Here is a 16,993-nt window from a genome sequence, read left to right on the forward strand (position 1 = left end):
TGGCGGGAATTGCAATTGATTACCGCAGGGACGATCGCCGGCGCCCTAGACTGATGCACGGTATCCATCGACCGATGGACGGCGCCCGGCGTGGCGCGCCGCCGCCCCGCCGGGAGCACTTCCTCCGACCTCCATGCCAGGCTGCCGCCGTGTCCCGCCTGTCGTTCAGTCATACCCTGCTGGCGAGTTTCCTGCTGATCGCCGCGATTCTCGGCTCGGCGGCGCTCAGCGGGCTGTTTGCGTTCGAGGCCTTCGCCGCGCGCAGCCACGAGGGCGCGCGCGGCGGCCTGTACGCCACCGCGGCGGTGCAGCAACTGGCCGAACGCACGGTGGACATGGAGCGCAGCGCACGGCAGTTCCTGGTGCTCGGGAATCCCGTGCTGCTCACGCGCTTCGCCGAGGCGCACCGGGAGTCGCTGGGCGCGCTCGAACGCATCGAGGCGTTCGGCCTGCCCCATGCGGCCGCCCTGGTGGCGGGCTGGCGCGAGGCGGCCGCCGAGTCCGCCGCGGCGCTCGCCCGGCCGGCCCGGCAGGAGGGCGAGGTGACGCTGCCGCTCGCCCGGCTCACGCCGCTCAACGAGCAACTGGCGACCGCGCTGCGGGTGCAACTGGGGCGCAACAGCCAGCGCCTGCTGGTGGACCTGGAAGGGCACCGCACCACCCTGGCGTGGCACGTGCTGGCCGCCTTCGTGGCCGCAGGGCTGTTCGCCGCGCTGACCGGCTGGTGGATGCTGCGCCCGCTGAAGGCGGTGGAGAACGCCATCGAGCGCTTGGGCGCGAGCCGCTTCGACCAGCCGGTGGCGATCGCCGGGCCCGCCGATCTGCGCCGTCTCGGCCGCCGTCTGGACTGGCTGCGCGAGCGCCTGGCCGACCTGGAAGCCAACCGTGCGCACCTGCTGCACCACGTCTCCCACGAACTCAAGACGCCGCTCGCCGCGCTGCGCGAGGGCATCGCGCTGCTCGACGACCACGTGGTGGGCGCGCTGAGCGGCGAACAGCACGAGGTGGTGGCGATCCTGGAGAACAACGCCAGGGTGCTGCAGGAGCGCATCGAGAGCCTGCTCGGCTACAACGCCGCGGTGTTCGACGCGCGCAGCCTGAAGCGGCGGACCGTCGCCCTCGATGCCTTGCTCCACGCCGTGCTGGACGGGCAGCGCCTGCAACTGCAGGCGCGCGGCCTGCGCGCCACGGTGAGCGGCACGGTGCCGAAGATCGAGGCCGACCCGGACAAGCTGCAGATCGTGTTCGCCAACCTGGTCGGCAACGCGGTGTCCTTCAGTCCGGACGGCGGCGAGATCCGCCTCGTGCTGTCGCGCGTGCCGGGCTGGGTGCGGGTGGACTGCATCGACCAGGGGCCCGGCGTGCCCGCCGAGGACGCCGGGCGGATCTTCGAACCCTTCTTCCAGAGCCGCCGCCCGCCGCCGGCCCCGCGCCACGGCAGCGGACTGGGACTGTCTATCGTGCGCGAATTCGTGCTCGCCCACGGCGGCCGGGTGCAACTGATGCCGGATGCGCGCGGTGCGCATTTCCGGGTGGAGCTGCCCCATGACTTCTGAACTGCCCGGCCGGCGCGCCGCGGCGCGGCCGGTGGCCGTACTGGCGGCCTTCGCACTGGCCGGCTGCAGCCTGTCCGGCCAGCCGGCCGGGCGCGACGAGGCGCCGGCCGTCCCGTCGGCGGCCGGTAGCACGCCCGCCTGCCCGGCCGCGGGGGCGCGCGATCCGGCGCCGGTCGATGCGCTGCTCGCCTATCAGGCTGCGCTGCGCCGCCACGCGGACCTCGATGGGCTGCGCGCCCGGGCGCTGGCCGCGCCGGGCACCCATGCGTTCGCCCGCCTGTGCCAGGCGATGGTGCTCGGCCGGCCGGGCGCGGAGGCCGACTTGGTGCGCGCCCGCGCACTGCTCGATGCGGTGCTCGCCGCCGGGGACGAAGACGCGCTGGCAGTGCGTCCGCTGGCGCTTCTGCTCGCCGAGAACGTCGGCGAGCGCCAGCGCCTGGGCCGCCTGATCGAGCGCCTGGACGCCCGCCTGGTGGCGGGCGAGCAGGCACGCGCCGCCCTGCAGGAGAAGCTCGATGCGCTCACCGAGATCGAACGCAGCCTGCCCGCCCGTCCGTCGCCGGATTCGAGCCTGCCGCCGCCCGTGGAGCTGGCGCCGCCGCGGAGGGACGCCCCATGAAGTCCGCCCGTCCCGCCGGCGCCCACCTGCTGGTGGTGGATGACGACCGCGACCTGCTGCGGCTGCTGTCGATGCGCCTGCGCGCCGGCGGCTACCGGGTGAGCACCGCGGAGAGCGCAGAGGTGGCGGTGGCACTGCTGGCGGTGGAGCGCTTTGCGCTGGTGGTCAGCGACGTGCGCCTGCCCGGACGCGACGGGCTGGCGCTGTTCGAGGACATCCGGCGCGGCAATCCGACGCTGCCGGTGATCCTGCTGACCGCCCACGGCACGATTCCCGACGCGGTCGAGGCCACCTCCCGCGGCGTGTCCGGCTACCTGACCAAGCCCTTCGACGGCCGGGCGCTGCTCGACAAGATCGCCCAGGCGCTGCAGGCTGCCGGCGTGCCGCAGGCGGCCGACGCCCAGGCACCCGAGCGCTGGCGCGAGGGCATCATCAGCCGCAGCAGCCGCATGGCGGCCGTGCTCGACGAAGCCCGCCTGGTGGCCGATGCGGACGCCAGCGTGCTGATCCGCGGCGCCAGCGGCACCGGCAAGGAACTGGTGGCGCGCGCCATCCACCGCGCCAGTCCGCGCGCCGCGCGCCCCTTCGTGGCGATCAATTGCGGCGCCATTCCCGAGGCCCTGCTCGAATCCGAACTGTTCGGCCACGTGCGCGGCGCGTTCACCGGCGCGGCCAGCGCGCGCAGCGGCCTGTTCGTGGCCGCCGACGGCGGCACCCTGTTCCTCGACGAGATCGGCGACATGCCGCCCGCGCTGCAGGTCAAGCTGCTGCGGGTGCTGCAGGAGCGCGCGGTGCGTCCGGTGGGGGCGAGCCGCGCCGAGCCGATCGACGTGCGCATTCTGTCGGCCACCCACCGCGACCTGGACGCCGCTCTGGCCGCCGGCGAATTCCGCGAGGATCTGTACTACCGCCTGAACGTGGTGAGCTTCACGCTGCCGACGCTGGACGAGCGGCGCGAGGACATCCCCCTGCTCGCCAAGCATTTCCTCGACACCCTGGCGCGCAAGTACCGCAAGACCCTGCACGGCTTCGCCCCCGACGCGCTGGAGGCGCTGAGCACCGCGGCCTGGCCGGGCAACGTGCGCCAGTTGCAGAACGTGGTCGAGCAGGCCTGCGCGCTGGCCACCACGCCGCTGATTCCGCTGGCGCTGATCGAACGCGCGCTGCGCGTGCGCAGCATGGAAGTGCCGAGCTATGCGGAGGCCAAGCAGCGCTTCGAGCGCGACTACCTGATCCGCCTGCTCAAGCTCACCGACGGCAACGTGTCGGACGCCGCGCGCCTGGCCGAGCGCAACCGCACCGAGTTCTACCGCCTGCTGCAGCGCCATGCCCTGGTGCCCAGCCTGTTCCGCGGCGAGGGCGCGGGCGGCACGGCGGAGGAGGGCGGCGAGGGCTGAGCGCGGACCGCTCCATGCGGCCACCCCGCGCACTACCGCTGCGCGGCCATGACTGGATAGAATTACAGGCATGAACGCACCCGCCTCCCCCTCCGTTGCCGTCGCCTCCACCGCTGCCGACTGGCTGGAACCGCTCAATGCCGCGCAGCGCGAAGCCGTGACCCACGGCGCCGGGGGTGCCGGCGTTCCCGGCCCGCTGCTGGTCATCGCCGGCGCCGGCACCGGCAAGACCAACACGCTGGCTCACCGGGTCGCGCACCTGATCCTGCACGGCGCCGACCCCGCGCGCATCCTGCTGCTCACTTTCTCCCGCCGCGCGGCGGACGAGATGGGGCGGCGGGTGCGGCGCATCCTCGGCCACGCGGCGGCCGAACATCCCTGGCTGGCGCAGGCAAACCTGGAATGGTCCGGCACCTTCCACGCCATCGGCGCGCGCCTGCTGCGGGATTACGCGGCGCGCATCGGCCTGGACCCGGCCTTCACCATCCACGACCGGGAGGATTCCGCCGACCTGATGAACCTCGCCCGCCACGAGGCCGGGCTGTCCACCCGCGAGCGGCGCTTTCCGCTGAAGGGCACCTGCCTGGCGATCTATTCCGCCACGGTGAATACCGGTGCGCCGCTGGCCGGGGTGCTGCAATCCACCTTCCCCTGGTGCGCCGAATGGGAAACCGAACTGAAGGCCCTGTTCCGCGCCTACGTGGCGGCCAAGCAGGCCCAGCAGGTGCTGGACTACGACGACCTGCTGCTCTACTGGGCCCACATGATGGACGAGCCCGCCCTGGCGCGGGAGGTGGGCGACCAGTTCCGCCACGTGCTGGTGGACGAGTACCAGGACACCAACCCGCTGCAGGCGCGCATCCTGCTGGCGATGAAGCCGGACGGGCGCGGCCTCGCCGTGGTGGGCGACGACGCCCAGGCCATCTACGCCTTCCGCGGCGCCACGGTGCGCAACATCCTGGATTTCCCCGCGCACTTCGACCCGCCGGCGCGCCGCGTCACCCTGGAATGCAACTACCGCTCCACCCAGCCCATCCTGGCCGCGGCCAACGCGGTGATCGCCCAGGCCGCCGAGCGCTACGACAAGGAGTTGTGGAGCGCGCGCGAATCCGCCGTGCGCCCGCAACTGGTGAGCGTGCGCGACGAGGCCGACCAGGCCGCCTTCGTCGTCGAGCGCGTGCTGGCGCGGCGGGAGGAGGGTATCGAGCTCCGCCAGCAGGCGGTGCTGTTCCGCGCCGCCAGCCACAGCGCGCGGCTGGAGATGGAACTCACCCGGCGCAACATCCCCTTCGTGAAGTTCGGCGGGCTCAAGTTCCTGGAAGCCGCCCACGTCAAGGACGTGCTGGCGCTGCTGCGTTGGACCGAGAATCTGCGCGACCGGGTGGCGGGCTTCCGCGTGCTGCAATTGCTGCCCGGCATCGGCCCGAAGAGCGCGGCGCGGGTGCTGGACAACCTGGCTGCGGCGCCCGCCGGCTGCGAACTGCTGGCCGAGCAGCCGGTGCCGGAGGCCGCGCGCGCCGGCTGGGCGGAATTCGCCGCGCTGGTGGAGGAACTGCGCCGCGCCGACGCCGCCTGGCCGGCCGGCTTCGAGCGCGCCTGCCGCTGGTACGAGGCGCACATGCCGGGCCTGTACGACGACGCGACGGTGCGCCAGGGGGACATCCAGCAGCTCGCCCGCATCGCCGCCACCTACCCGGGGCGGCAGCGCTTCCTCACCGAACTCACGCTGGACCCGCCCGGCGCCACCAGCGGCGAGGCCGGCATGCCGCTGCTGGACGAGGACTACCTGATCCTGTCCACCATGCACTCGGCCAAGGGCCAGGAATGGCGCTCGGTGACGGTGCTGAATGCGGTGGACGGCTGCATCCCGTCGGACATCTCCACCCGCAGCACGCTGGAGATCGACGAGGAGCGCCGCCTGCTCTACGTGGCCATGACCCGCGCCCGGGACCACCTGGAACTGGTGGCGCCGCAGCGCTTCTACGTCAGCGGCCAGCAGGGCCTGGGCGACCGCCACGTGTATGCGGGGCGCACCCGCTTCATCTCCAACCGCATGCTGGGGCATTTCGAGCAGATGTCCTGGCCCGAACCGCCGGCGGAACTGCGCGGCACCCCGGATTCGCGCCAGGCGGCGCTGGATCTGGCGGCGAAGATGCGCGGGATGTGGGATTGAGGGGGCTTGCCCGCGATGAACTTTTTCAGGCCTCCTCCGGCCGCGGGAATTCGTCGGCGAATTCCTCATAGGGCCGCCATTCGCCGCGCACGCGGCCTTCCAGCGGACGGAAGCGCGACTTGTACGACATCTTCGGGCTTTCGCCTATCCAGTAGCCCAGGTAGACGTAGGGCAGGTGCAGGCGGCGACAGGCCTCGATCTGCCACAGGATGCCGTAGGTGCCGTAGCTGGCGTGGGGCGCGTCGGGATCGTAGAAGGTGTAGACGCTGGACAGCCCGTCGGTGAGGCGGTCGATCACGCTCACCATGCGCAGCACGCCGCGCTCGCGGAACTCCACCAGGCGGGTGTCCACGTGGCTTTGCAGCAGGAAGTGGGCGTACTGCTCCCGGTTGTCCTGGTCCATGCCGCCGCCGGCGTGGCGCGAGGCCTGGTAGCGCTGGTAGAGCATGTAATGCTCTTCCTCGAAGGCGAGCGGGCGTTCGGTCGCCACCAGGTCGGCGTGGCGCTGCGCTGCGCGGCGCTGGCTGCGGTCGGGCAGGAAGCGGTTGACCGCCACCCGCACCGGCACGCAGGCGCGGCAGTTGTCGCAGTAGGGGCGGTAGGTGAAGGTGCCGCTGCGGCGAAAGCCGTTGCGCACCAGTTCGCTGTAGATGTGCGGGTCGATCAGGTGGCCCGGGGTGGCGACCTGGGAGCGGGCCATGCGCTCCGGCAGGTAGGAACAGGCGTAGGGGGCCGTGGCGTAGAACTGGATCAGCGCATAGGGATAGTCTTTCTGCATGGTCCTGCCCTCTCTCTGTCGGGCTCGCCGGCGTCAGCGCCAGTCGATGTTTTGTGCAGCGTCTGCCGGCCAGCGCCCGGGCGGGGGCCCCTCGCGGGTCCAGGCGTCCAGCCCGGCGCAGAAGGCGGCGCGGGAAATCTCGTGCGCGCCCATGGACAGCAGGTGCTGCGTCGTCATTTGGCAATCTATCACGGCATATTCGCGTGCCTCAAGGAAGCGCGTCAGGTGGGCCAGCGCAACCTTGGAGGCGTCGGTCTCCCGGGAGAACATGGATTCGCCGAAGAAGGCGCGCCCCAAGGCCATCCCGTACAGTCCGCCGGCCAGCCTGCCATCCGACCAGCATTCGACACTGTGGGCGAAGCCCAGTTCATGCATGCGGCCGTAGGCCGCCTGCATTTCGGCGGTGATCCAGGTGCCGCCGCCCGGTTCCCGCGGCGCGGCGCAGGCGGCCATGACGTCGGTGAAAGCGGTGTCCAGGCGAATTTCGAAACGGCCCCGGCGCAGGGTCTTGCGCAGCGAGCGGGTGATGCGGATCTCGCGCGGGTAGAGCACCAGGCGCGGATCCGGACTCCACCACAGGATGGGTTCGCCGGGGCTGTACCAGGGGAAGATGCCGCGCCGGTAGGCGGCCAGCAGCCAGTCGGGCGACAGTTCACCGCCGGCCGCGAGCAGGCCCGCCGGTTCCGTCAGGGCGCGCTCGACCGGCGGAAAGGCCGGCCGGTCGAACAACCAGGGAATCATGGAGCGATGTGTACCAGGTCCTGTGCGTGCTGCTCCGCCGTTGCGGGCGTGTCCCCGTGGAAGGCCACCACGTGGTCCACGTCCAGGCGGATGCCGATGGTCTCGCCGATGGCGTGGTCGTGGTGGCTGGGCACCAGGGACAGCACCCGGGTGCCGCTGGGCAGTTCCAGCGTATACAGAATGTCCGCGCCGCGAAAGGCCTTCTTGACCACGCGGGCCTTCGTGGGGCTCGCGTCGTCATGGACGACGTCGTCCGGGCGCAGCAGCACGTCCACGGCGCAGTTGCGGCTGCAGCCGCCGGGACACTCCACCGCCAGCGTGCTGTCCAGCGTGCCCAGTTCCACCTCCACCTGGCGCTCGTTGACCACGGTGCCGGGCAGCAGCACGCCCTGGCCGATGAAGTCCGCGACGAAACGGTTGGCCGGGCGGTGGTAGAGGTTGTAGGGCGTGTCCCATTGCTGGATGCGGCCTTCGTGCATGATGCCGATCTCGTCGGCCACGGCGAAGGCCTCGTGCTGGTCGTGGGTGACCAGGATGGCGGTGGTGCCGCTGGCCTTGATGATGTCGCGCACCTCGTGGGAGAGGCGTTCGCGCAGTTCCACGTCCAGGTTCGAGAACGGTTCGTCCAGCAGCAGCAGGGCCGGGCGCGGCGCCAGCGCGCGGGCGAGCGCCACGCGCTGCTGCTGGCCACCGGAAAGTTCGTGGGGGTACTTGGCACCCTGGTCGGCGAGGCCCACGGTGGTGAGCAGTTCATCGACGCGGGCGCGCTTTTCCTCCGGCGTTGCGCCGCGCAGGCCGAAGGCGACGTTCTCGGCCACGGTCAGGTGGGGGAACAGGGCGTAGTCCTGGAACACCATGCCGATGCGGCGCTGCTCGGGCGCCACGTGGATGTCCCGGCTGCTCACCAGTTGGCCGTCCAGGCGCACTTCGCCCGCGGCGACGTGCTCGAAGCCGGCGATACAGCGCAGCACCGTGGTCTTGCCGCAGCCGGAGGGGCCGAGCAGACAGCCGATGCGGCCCTTCTCCAGGCGCAGGGAAAGCTTGCGCACGACGCGATGGGTGCCGAAGGCGAGGTCGATGTCGGTGAGTTGCAGATGGGACATTGCGGATTCTGACGGGAGCGGCGGGGGGGCGAAAACATTATTGCACCGCGGAATCCCAAATGCGATCAATTATAATTTTCGCTTTGGCCGACGCGGCACAGGCAACGACGGGAACGCAATGGAGATCACCCAGGAAGTGAGGACAGGACGGCCGGGCATCGGCATCCGCCTGCGCCAGCATTGGTCCACCCTCACGGTGGTGGCGGTGCTGATCGCCGCGCTGATCTCCATGCCGGTGCTCTCGGTGTTCTCCAACGTGCTGGTGGGTGGCACCTCGGAAACCTGGTCGCACCTGGTCGACACGGTGCTGGGCGAGTTCCTGGGCAACACGGTGATCCTGTGCGTGGGCGTGGGTCTGGGGGCGGCCAGCATAGGGGTGACCACGGCCTGGCTGACCACCATGCACGACTTCCCCGGCCGCCGCTTCTTCGAATGGGGGCTGGTGCTGCCGCTGGCGGTACCGGCCTACGTGATGGCCTACGTGTATACGGACACGCTGAGGTTCGTCGGCCCGGTGCAGAGCTGGCTGCGCGAGACTTTCGGCTGGCGCGCGGGGGACTACTGGTTCCCCGACGTGCGCTCGGTGGGCGGCGCGGTGGCGATGTTCATGTTCGTGCTCTATCCGTACGTTTACATGCTGGCGCGGGCGGCCTTCCTGGAGCGCGCCGCGGGCATGCTGGAGGCCGGCCGCTCGCTCGGGCTGGGACCGTGGGGCTGCTTCTTCCGCGTGTCCCTGCCGCTGGCGCGGCCGGCGGTGGTGGCGGGCACCACGCTGGCGCTGATGGAGACCCTGGCCGATTTCGGCACCGTGGCCTACTTCGGCGTGCAGACCTTCACCACCGGCATCTACAGCGCGTGGTTCTCCCTGGGCGACCGCATCGCCGCGGCGCAACTGTCCGCCGCGCTGCTCGCCTTCGTCATCCTCGTGCTGCTGCTGGAACGCGCCAGCCGCGGCCGCGCGCGCTTCCACAACACCTCCCGCAGCGCGGCGCGCCCCGTGCGCCAGCGCCTGGGGCCGCTGGCCGGCGCCGTGACGGCCTTCGCCTGCTTCATGCCGCTCTTCCTCGGTTTCCTGCTGCCCGGTTTCCTGCTGCTGGAGATGGCGCTGACCGAGGGCGACGCCCAGTTCGGCGCGCGTTTCGTGCAACTCGCGCGCAACAGCTTCGTGCTGGCGGCCGTCACCGCGCTGCTGGCGGTGGTGCTGGCGGTGGTGCTGGCCTATGCGGCGCGCCTGGCGCGCACGCGCCTGCCGGACATGCTCAACCGCATCGTGGCGCTGGGCTATGCGGTGCCGGGTTCGGTGATCGCGGTCGGCGTGCTGATCCCGGTGACCCGCCTGGACAACCAGATCGCCGCGTGGTGGCACTCGGCCTTCGGGGTGAATCCCGGCCTGCTGCTGACCGGCGGCATCGCCGCGCTGGTGTATGCGTATCTGAGCCGCTTCCTCGCGGTGGCGCTGCATTCGGTGGAATCCAGCCTGGGCAAGATCACGCCCAGCATGGACGACGCCTCGCGCAGCATGGGCTACGGCAAGTGGGCCACGCTGGGCCGGGTACACGTGCCCATCCTGCGCGGCAGCCTCCTCACCGCAGGGCTGCTGGTGTTCGTGGACGTCATGAAGGAGCTGCCGGCCACGCTGGTGATGCGCCCCTTCAACTTCGACACCCTCGCCACCCAGGCCCATACGCTGGCCGCCGACGAGCGCCTGGCGGAAGCCTCCACCTCGGCGCTGACCATCGTCGCGGTGGGCTTGCTGCCCATGTTCATCATCTCGCGCCAGATCGTGAAGGGCGAGCGCGTCAGCACCTGACGGTCCGCGCCGGGCCGCTCTCCTGCCCGCCGTCCGGCGCGGCGGTGTATGTTCCGCAGCGGGGAGTCGTGGAAATGCGCCTTCTTTGATCGTCGTCAAATCGCGACTCTTTCCGGTGGTTAGACTGCGTCCAGAATTCAGACCCACGATGAAAGGGAGTAAGCGATGAAACGCACCGTCCTGTCCGTTGCCGTAGCCCTGGTATCCGGCATTGCCGCCCAGACCGTCCACGCCCAAGCCGACGAACCGATCCAGCCGATCCGTCCGCCGCAGAACATCAACCTCGGCCAGGTCGAACTGGGCAAGAAGCTCTACTTCGATCCGCGCCTGTCCAAGTCCGGCTTCATTTCCTGCAACTCCTGTCACAACCTGTCCATGGGCGGTACGGACAACATCCCGACCTCCATCGGCGACAAGTGGCAGCAGGGCCCGATCAACGCGCCGACCGTGCTGAACTCCAGCCTGGCCATCGCCCAGTTCTGGGACGGCCGCGCGGCCGACCTCAAGGCGCAGGCTGGCGGCCCGATCGCCAACCCGGGCGAAATGGCCTTCAGCCACACCCTGGCCATCGACGTGCTGGAATCCATCCCCGGCTACGTGCGTGAATTCAAGACCGTGTTCGGCACCGACAAGATCACCATCGACCAGGTCACCCTGGCGATCGCCGAATTCGAGAAGACCCTGGTCACGCCGAACTCGCGCTTCGACCAGTGGCTGCTGGGCAGGAAGGACGCCATCACCGCCACCGAACTGGCCGGCTACCAGCTCTTCAAGAACAGCGGCTGCGTCGCCTGCCACAACGGCGAGGCCGTCGGCGGCACTTCCTTCCAGAAGATGGGCCTGGTCGAGCCCTACAAGACCACGGCTGCCGCCCAAGGCCGTGCCGACGTGACCAAGCAGGATGCCGACCGCATGATGTTCAAGGTGCCGACGCTGCGCAACGTGGAAATGACCTACCCGTACTTCCACGACGGCGCCGCCAACACCCTGACCGAAGCGGTGGACGTCATGGGCCGCCTGCAACTGGGCAAGAAGTTCACCAAGGACGAGAACGCCAAGATCGTCGCCTTCCTGAAGACCCTGACCGGCGACCAGCCCAGCTTCACGCTGCCGGTTCTGCCGCCTTCCACGGATGCCACGCCGCGTCCGCAGCCGTTCGGCAAGTAAGCCGCAGCCAGGCAAGAACAAACGGGGGCCACGGCCCCCGTTTTTTCGTTCACCTTGCCGATACGTTCAGGCCTTGCGCAGGAAGCAGGCCTTGAGCATGAAGTTGCCCGCGTCGGTCTTGCAGTCCACCTCGTGGTCGCCGCTGCCGACGATGCGGATGTTCTTGATCTTGGTACCCACCTTCAGCGTGGTGGAGGAACCCTTCACCTTCAGGTCCTTGACCACCACCACGGTGTCGCCGCTCGCCAGCAGGTTGCCGTTGGCGTCGCGCACCTGCCGCTCGCCCTCGTCGGCATCCTGTTCGGCGGCGGCCTGCGGCCATTCGTAGCCGCAGTCGGCGCACACGTAGTTGTCGCCGTCCGGGTAGGTGTTTTCGAGGGTGCACTGGGGACAGGCGGGAATCGTAGCCATGATGGAGCCCTGCTGCTGATGGAAAGGCGGCGAGGGTAGCGCCTTGCGCCGGGGCAGGGCAAGTGCGCTCTCCCATCACGCGGCGGGCTTGCGTCCGCCGCCGTGCAACTGCGGCCACAGCAAGGCCAGCGCGCACAGCAGCAGCGCTGCGCCCTGCGCACCGAGCGTCTGCGCGGTCGGGAAGATGCCCAGCAGGGGCCACTCCGGCGCGCCTTCGATGCGGCTGATGTCGGCCAGGCCGGCGACCTGCAGTTCGAGGATACCCTTACCGACGAAGCTGATGGCCAGCACGAACAGCACCACCGCGGTGGCGGTGAAGAAGGGCTTCAGCGGCAGACGCATGGCGGTGCTGCGCAGCACTAGCCAGGCGGCGCCGAGCAGCAATGCGGCGGCCAGCGCGCCGCCGGCCACGGCACCGGCGGGCGCGCTGCTGCCGCCCACGGCCTGCAGGAACAGCACGGTCTCGGCGCCTTCCCGGTAGACCGCGAGAAAGGCCGTACTGCCCACGGTCCACCCGCTGTCGGCGGTGGCGGCCTGGTCCAGGCGCGTCTTCAGGTAGTCCTGCCAGTGGGCGATCTCCCGGTGGGAATAGATCCACAGGCTGACCCACAGCAGCAGGGTGGCCGCCGCCAGCAGGCAGGCGCCTTCGATGGTTTCGCGCGCGGCGCCGGCCGAGGCCAGCAGCGTGGAGAAGGCCCAGGCCGTGGCCAGGCTGGCCGCCAGCGCACCGCCGACGCCGCCCCACAGCGCGGTGAAATGGCCGTACTGTCCGGTGCGGCGCAGGTAGACGGCGAGCGCGGCGACCACCAGCATGGCCTCCGCGCCCTCACGTAGCACGATGAGCGCGGCCTGCACGGCAATGTCGAAGGCGCCGTCCAGCGCCGGGCTGGTGCCCAGCAGCGCCGCGCCCTGTTCGAGCATGGGGCGCAGCTCCGCCCAGGTGGCGCGCAGGCGCTCGCGCGGCTCGCCCTTCATGGCCTGGCGCACCATCTGGCCGAAGCGCAGTTCGATGGCCAGCAGCAGGCTGCGGTCGGCCTGGATCAGCGCCAGCTCCATGCCGCTGGATTCGAACACGCCGAAGTAGAGCGTGGAGAACTCGCTCGCGGTCGCTTCCGGGCTGGCGGGATCGTAGGCGTCCAGCGCCGCTTCGGCGCGGCTCAGGATGGTGGCGGTGACCACCGCGTAGTCGGGCGCCTCGGCCTGGGCGGCGGGGGCGAGCAGCGCGCACAGCGCGGCGAGCAGGAAGCGGCGGCAGAGGGAAAGCATGGGGGAGGCTCCGGGGACCGAAGGGCGGCGGCGGACGGGGGCGCGGCCCTCATCGTTCGCCGTCCGGGAAGAAGCGGAAGTGGTAGCAGGCCCGCGCGAAGGCCGCCGCCTCGCCGCCCGCGGGGTGGCCGTAGCGCAGGCGGGCGTAGGCGGCGGCCAGCTCCGCCGCGTGGGCGCCGTGGGGATGGCCGGCCAGGCGGCGGGACAAGGCATGGGGGCATTCGGAAGACGCCACCTCCAGGCCGCCCCGCGCCAGTTGGCGGCGGATGCGCTCCCAGCCGCGCTGCACCGGATCGGCGCGGCGCCATGCCGTCCAGCGCGCGAAGGCCGCGTACAGGCCGGCCAGCAGCAGGAGGATGCCGGCCAGGGCCGCGCTGAGCATGGCCCAGCCACCGCTGACCGATTCCCCGTCGCCGAACAGTTCGGACTGGCGCCGGGCGTCGTAGCGGATCACCCACTTGTCCAGCATGGCCAGCCAGCCGCGCTGGGAGGCATCGGCAGCGGACGAGGCCGGCCCGGCCTGCACCACCGGGGCGGCCGTGACGATGGCCGGGGTGCCGGGAGCACCGGCCGCCGCGGGCGCCGGCGCCGCCGGCTTGCGCGCGGCGGCCGGCTTGTCGTCGGCGAAGCGCTGGGGGGCGACGAAGTCGGTGGGGTCTAGGCGCATCCAGCCCTCGTCCGCCAGCCAGACCTCGCTCCAGGCGTGGGCATGGGATTCCTTGACCAGCACGAAGTCGGTCAACGCCATCAGGCGTCCGCCGCGGTAGCCGGCCACCAGGCGGGCCGGCACGCCCGCGGCGCGCATCAGCAGCACGAAACTGGCGGCCAGCAGGTCGGAGCCGCCTTCGCGGGTGTCGAACAGGAAGGCGTCGTAGGGATGTTCGGTCTGCGGCGCGCCGACCTTCTCGTCGTAGCGGTAGCCGCCCTTGCCGAAGTATTCGAGTGCGGCCACGGCGCGCTCGCGCGGCTGCGGGTGTTCCGCCGCGATGCGGCGCCCCAGCTCGACCAGGCGCGGGTTGCGGCCGGGAGGCAGTTGCAGCGCGGCCTCCAGGCGGGCGGGATCGGGCTCGCGGCCGATGCGGCCGTCCAGGTAGGCGGTGGCCTGGTAGCGCGTCTCGTCGATGATCGCGCTCATGGACAGCAACTGGTAGTCCCGCGTGAGGAAGGATTCGGCCACCGGCTCGGCGGGCAGGTCCAGCGCGTACAGCCATTTCTGCCCGTGGGGCGCGAGCCGCATGCGGTAGGACAGCAGGCGGCCGGGGGTGCGCCATTCGGCCGCCCACTGCTCGCGGCTGCGGAAGGCCGTGGCCATGACCTGCGCGCGCCGCTCGAAGCCTTCCGCGGCGTGCCAGTCCCGCCCGTCGAAGCGCCACAGCACCGGGCCGCGCCAGTACAGGCGGGAGACCGGCGGCACGTAGCCGTCGAACTCGGCCACCAGCGCGGTACCGTCGCCGCCGCCCGTGCCGCGGGGTGCGCCGGGGGTGAACACGCCCTCCGCGCCGCGGCCGCCGGTGCCGCGATCCAGCGAAATGCCGATGGGCAGGCCCAGGGCGAGGCCGAAGTCCCACAGCGGCCCGGGAATGCGCGGCACCAGCAGGAACAGCAGCAGCGCGGGCGGCAGGGCCAGGCCCAGCAGGGTGCTGCCGGTGCGCAGCGGGCGCGGCGTGCCGGCCAGCGCCGCCAGCGCGGCCAGCAGCGCGGGCGCAAGCAGCAGCAGGAGCAGCAGGGCGATGGCGTCCGGGTAATGCACCATGGCCAGCGCCGCCAGCACGCAGGCACCGAACACGAGCAGCAGCGCGTCGCGGCGGCGCTGGGTTTCCAGCGCCTTGATGGCGAGCACGAGCACGAAGGCGGCCAGCACGCTGTTGCCCGCGCCCAGTTGGCGGTGGGTCAGCGCCAGCACCAGGATGGACAGCGCCAGCAGGCTGCCCCACCACCACGGCCCCACTGCGCGCCCCGTGCGCCAGGCCCAGGCCTTGAGGCCCAGCGGCAGCAGGGCCAGCGGCACCATCCACGGCGGCAGATGCCACAGGGCCGGGACGAAGGCGGTGAGCAGGGTGGCGAGTATCCACGGCAGCGCGGTGCGTACTTCGTCGTCGGGGCGGCCGTGGCTGCGGGCGGCGAGGGATGGCCACCAGGCGGTGAGGCGCTTCATGCCGCCGCCTCCGCGCTGCCGTGCAGCGCCAGCGCGCGCAGGCAGGCGTGGCGCTGCCGTTCGCCGCGCCCGCCGGGCAGGCGCAGGGCGGGCAGCACGAGGGCGTAGTCGCCGCCGCCGGCCTCCGCGTCCAGCACCTGGCGGGCCAGCCGGGCGAGCCGGTCTTCCGCGTCGCCGGCCAGGGCGTCCCAGTCGAGGACGGCCGCATGGCTGCCCTGGGCGCCTTCGAAGCCGTGCGCGAGCAACTGGTCGCTGCGTGCCCAGATCTTCCAGGCGATGCGGCGCAGGGATTCGCCCTCCTGCCACTGGCGCAGGTCGCCCAGGGTGTCGCTGGCCTCGCCGTGGGCGGCGGCCGGAGGCGGCGGGGCACTCGCGGCGGGCGCGGGCCACACCAGCACGCGCGCCGGGCAATGGTGGTCGAGGCGGGCTTCGAGCAGGCCGAAGGGGTAGCGGGAGTACAGGCGCAGCGTGCCGACCGGGCGCCAGCCGCGCTGCGGGCAGGGCAGGGGTACGCGCAGGTGCAGTGCTGCGCCCGCCGCCTGCGGCGTGCCGTCGGGGGCGGCCAGGGCGACGTCCCGCGCGCCGCCGTCGGTGGCGATGCGCAGCCCGTGGCGCGGGGTACCACCGCCGCCCGGCAGGGTCAGCGGTAGCCAGGCCGTCTCGCCGGCGAACACGGGTGCCGGTTCGCCGCTGTGTATGGTCAGGCCGCGCAGGTTGCGCCAGCTCGGCCACACGGACAGGGCGGCGGTGGCGGCGAGCAGGAACACCAGCAGGAAGACCTGGTTGTTGCCGTAGTTGGCCGCGGCGAGGAAGAGCACCGTGAGCAGTGCGGCGAACACCCAGCCGGCTGCCGTGGGGCGCAGGCGCGGCCGGCTCACGGCAGTGGCACCGCGGCGACGATGCGGGCCAGCAGCGCGCCGCTGTCGCCGCCGCCGGCCGGCTGCAGGCGGTGGTCGGCCACGGCCGGCAGTACCGCCTGCACGTCCGCGGGCAGCACGTGGTCGCGCCCGTCCAGCAGCGCCCAGGCGCGCGCGGCGGCCAGCAGGGCCTGGCCCGCGCGGGGCGACAGGCCGTGGCGGAACAGGCCGGACAATCGGGTTTCGGTGAGGAGCGCATGGATGTAGGCGAGCAGGGCCGGGCTGGCGTGCAGCGTGGCGGCGTCGCCCTGCAGGGCGAGCAGGCGCTCCCCGTCGAGCAGGGCGGGCTGGCGCGCGAGCAGGGCGCGGCGGTCTTCCCCGCCCAGCAGTTCCAGTTCGGCCTGGGGCGACGGGTAGCCGATGGACAGGCGCATCAGGAAGCGGTCGAGCTGGGCCTCGGGCAGGGGGAAGACGCCGTGTTGGTCCAGGGGGTTCTGCGTGGCGAGGACGAAGAACACCGCCGACAGACGGCGGGTCTGGCCTTCGATGGAGACCTGGCGCTCCTCCATGGCTTCCAGCAGGGCGCTCTGGGTTTTGGGCGAGGCGCGGTTGATCTCGTCGGCCAGCAGCACCTGGGTGAAGACCGGCCCCTCGCGGAAGTCGAAGCGCCCGCTGCCGCGGTCGAACACCGCGCAGCCGAGCAGGTCGCCCGGCAGCAGGTCGCTGGTGAACTGCACGCGGCGGAAGTCCAGCCCCAGCGTGGTGGCCAGCGCCTGGGCGAGCAGGGTCTTGCCCAGGCCGGGTAGGTCCTCGATGAGCAGATGGCCGCGGGCGAGGATGCAGGCCAGCGCGAGGCGGACGGTCTGCGGCTTGTCGAGCAGGTGGCGTTCGATGGCGGCCCGGGCGCCGGCCAGGACGGTGCCGGCCGGCGGTGGGGCGATGTCTGCAGGAGAGTTCATG

14 protein-coding genes are annotated in these 16,993 nt (G+C 71.7%); 6 read left to right on the forward strand and 8 right to left on the reverse strand.

What is annotated here, in order from left to right:
• The first annotated feature begins 149 nt into the window (after window positions 1-149).
• From E6O51_RS06810 to E6O51_RS06825, 4 genes are all read left to right on the forward strand, one after another.
• Complete coding sequence (locus E6O51_RS06810) at window positions 150-1,556, forward strand: sensor histidine kinase (protein WP_136384216.1); 1,407 nt, start codon at window positions 150-152, stop codon at window positions 1,554-1,556.
• Window positions 1,546-2,175, forward strand: a complete 630-nt coding sequence (locus tag E6O51_RS06815; RefSeq protein WP_136384217.1) for a hypothetical protein — start codon at window positions 1,546-1,548, stop codon at window positions 2,173-2,175. Before E6O51_RS06810 ends, E6O51_RS06815 begins: the two co-directional genes overlap by 11 nt.
• A complete protein-coding gene (locus tag E6O51_RS06820; RefSeq protein WP_136384218.1) occupies window positions 2,172-3,572 on the forward strand; it encodes a sigma 54-interacting transcriptional regulator in 1,401 nt (466 codons plus the stop codon). The genes E6O51_RS06815 and E6O51_RS06820 overlap by 4 nt, the downstream gene beginning before the upstream one ends.
• 70 nt (window positions 3,573-3,642) lie before the next feature.
• Window positions 3,643-5,745, forward strand: coding sequence for an ATP-dependent helicase (locus E6O51_RS06825; protein ID WP_136384219.1), 2,103 nt, complete (start codon window positions 3,643-3,645; stop codon window positions 5,743-5,745).
• Window positions 5,746-5,770: 25 nt separating this feature from the next.
• On the opposite strand, the gene E6O51_RS06830 is transcribed toward E6O51_RS06825, so the two are convergent.
• Genes E6O51_RS06830 through E6O51_RS06840 form a run of 3 tightly spaced genes read right to left on the reverse strand, consistent with a single transcriptional unit; the run spans window position 5,771 to window position 8,367 of the window.
• Window positions 5,771-6,523 carry an arginyltransferase gene (locus tag E6O51_RS06830; protein ID WP_136384220.1) on the reverse strand — a complete coding sequence of 251 codons (753 nt, stop codon included), beginning with the start codon at window positions 6,521-6,523 and terminating at the stop codon, window positions 5,771-5,773.
• Window positions 6,524-6,556: 33 nt separating this feature from the next.
• On the reverse strand, window positions 6,557-7,264 hold the full coding sequence (gene aat, locus E6O51_RS06835) for a leucyl/phenylalanyl-tRNA--protein transferase (RefSeq protein ID WP_136384221.1): 708 nt from the start codon (window positions 7,262-7,264) through the stop codon (window positions 6,557-6,559).
• Entirely contained in the window at window positions 7,261-8,367 is a 1,107-nt protein-coding gene (locus tag E6O51_RS06840; protein WP_136384222.1) for an ABC transporter ATP-binding protein, read from the reverse strand. The genes aat and E6O51_RS06840 overlap by 4 nt, the downstream gene beginning before the upstream one ends.
• A gap of 229 nt (window positions 8,368-8,596) precedes the next feature.
• Here E6O51_RS06840 and E6O51_RS06845 point away from each other — a divergent pair, with 229 nt between their 5' ends.
• Entirely contained in the window at window positions 8,597-10,177 is a 1,581-nt protein-coding gene (locus tag E6O51_RS06845; RefSeq protein WP_230976721.1) for an ABC transporter permease, read from the forward strand.
• Between the two features lie 165 nt (window positions 10,178-10,342).
• A complete protein-coding gene (locus E6O51_RS06850) occupies window positions 10,343-11,344 on the forward strand; it encodes a cytochrome-c peroxidase (RefSeq protein WP_136384224.1) in 1,002 nt (333 codons plus the stop codon).
• 66 nt (window positions 11,345-11,410) lie between these two features.
• Here E6O51_RS06850 and E6O51_RS06855 read toward each other — a convergent pair whose 3' ends face one another.
• The 5 genes from E6O51_RS06855 to E6O51_RS06875 all read right to left on the reverse strand — a co-directional run bounded on the left by E6O51_RS06855 (window position 11,411) and on the right by E6O51_RS06875 (window position 16,992).
• Complete coding sequence (locus tag E6O51_RS06855) at window positions 11,411-11,755, reverse strand: zinc ribbon domain-containing protein YjdM (RefSeq protein WP_136384225.1); 345 nt, start codon at window positions 11,753-11,755, stop codon at window positions 11,411-11,413.
• Window positions 11,756-11,830: 75 nt separating this feature from the next.
• Complete coding sequence (locus E6O51_RS06860) at window positions 11,831-13,021, reverse strand: FTR1 family iron permease (protein WP_168735206.1); 1,191 nt, start codon at window positions 13,019-13,021, stop codon at window positions 11,831-11,833.
• Window positions 13,022-13,070: 49 nt separating this feature from the next.
• On the reverse strand, window positions 13,071-15,176 hold the full coding sequence (locus tag E6O51_RS06865; protein WP_136384227.1) for a transglutaminase family protein: 2,106 nt from the start codon (window positions 15,174-15,176) through the stop codon (window positions 13,071-13,073).
• A complete protein-coding gene (locus E6O51_RS06870) occupies window positions 15,173-16,054 on the reverse strand; it encodes a DUF58 domain-containing protein (RefSeq protein WP_136384228.1) in 882 nt (293 codons plus the stop codon). Before E6O51_RS06870 ends, E6O51_RS06865 begins: the two co-directional genes overlap by 4 nt.
• Window positions 16,051-16,992, reverse strand: a complete 942-nt coding sequence (locus E6O51_RS06875) for an AAA family ATPase (protein ID WP_136384229.1) — start codon at window positions 16,990-16,992, stop codon at window positions 16,051-16,053. The genes E6O51_RS06870 and E6O51_RS06875 overlap by 4 nt, the downstream gene beginning before the upstream one ends.
• Window position 16,993 lies beyond the last annotated feature (1 nt).

It is taken from the genome of Pseudothauera rhizosphaerae, assembly GCF_004801305.1.
GTDB lineage: Bacteria > Pseudomonadota > Gammaproteobacteria > Burkholderiales > Rhodocyclaceae > Pseudothauera > Pseudothauera rhizosphaerae.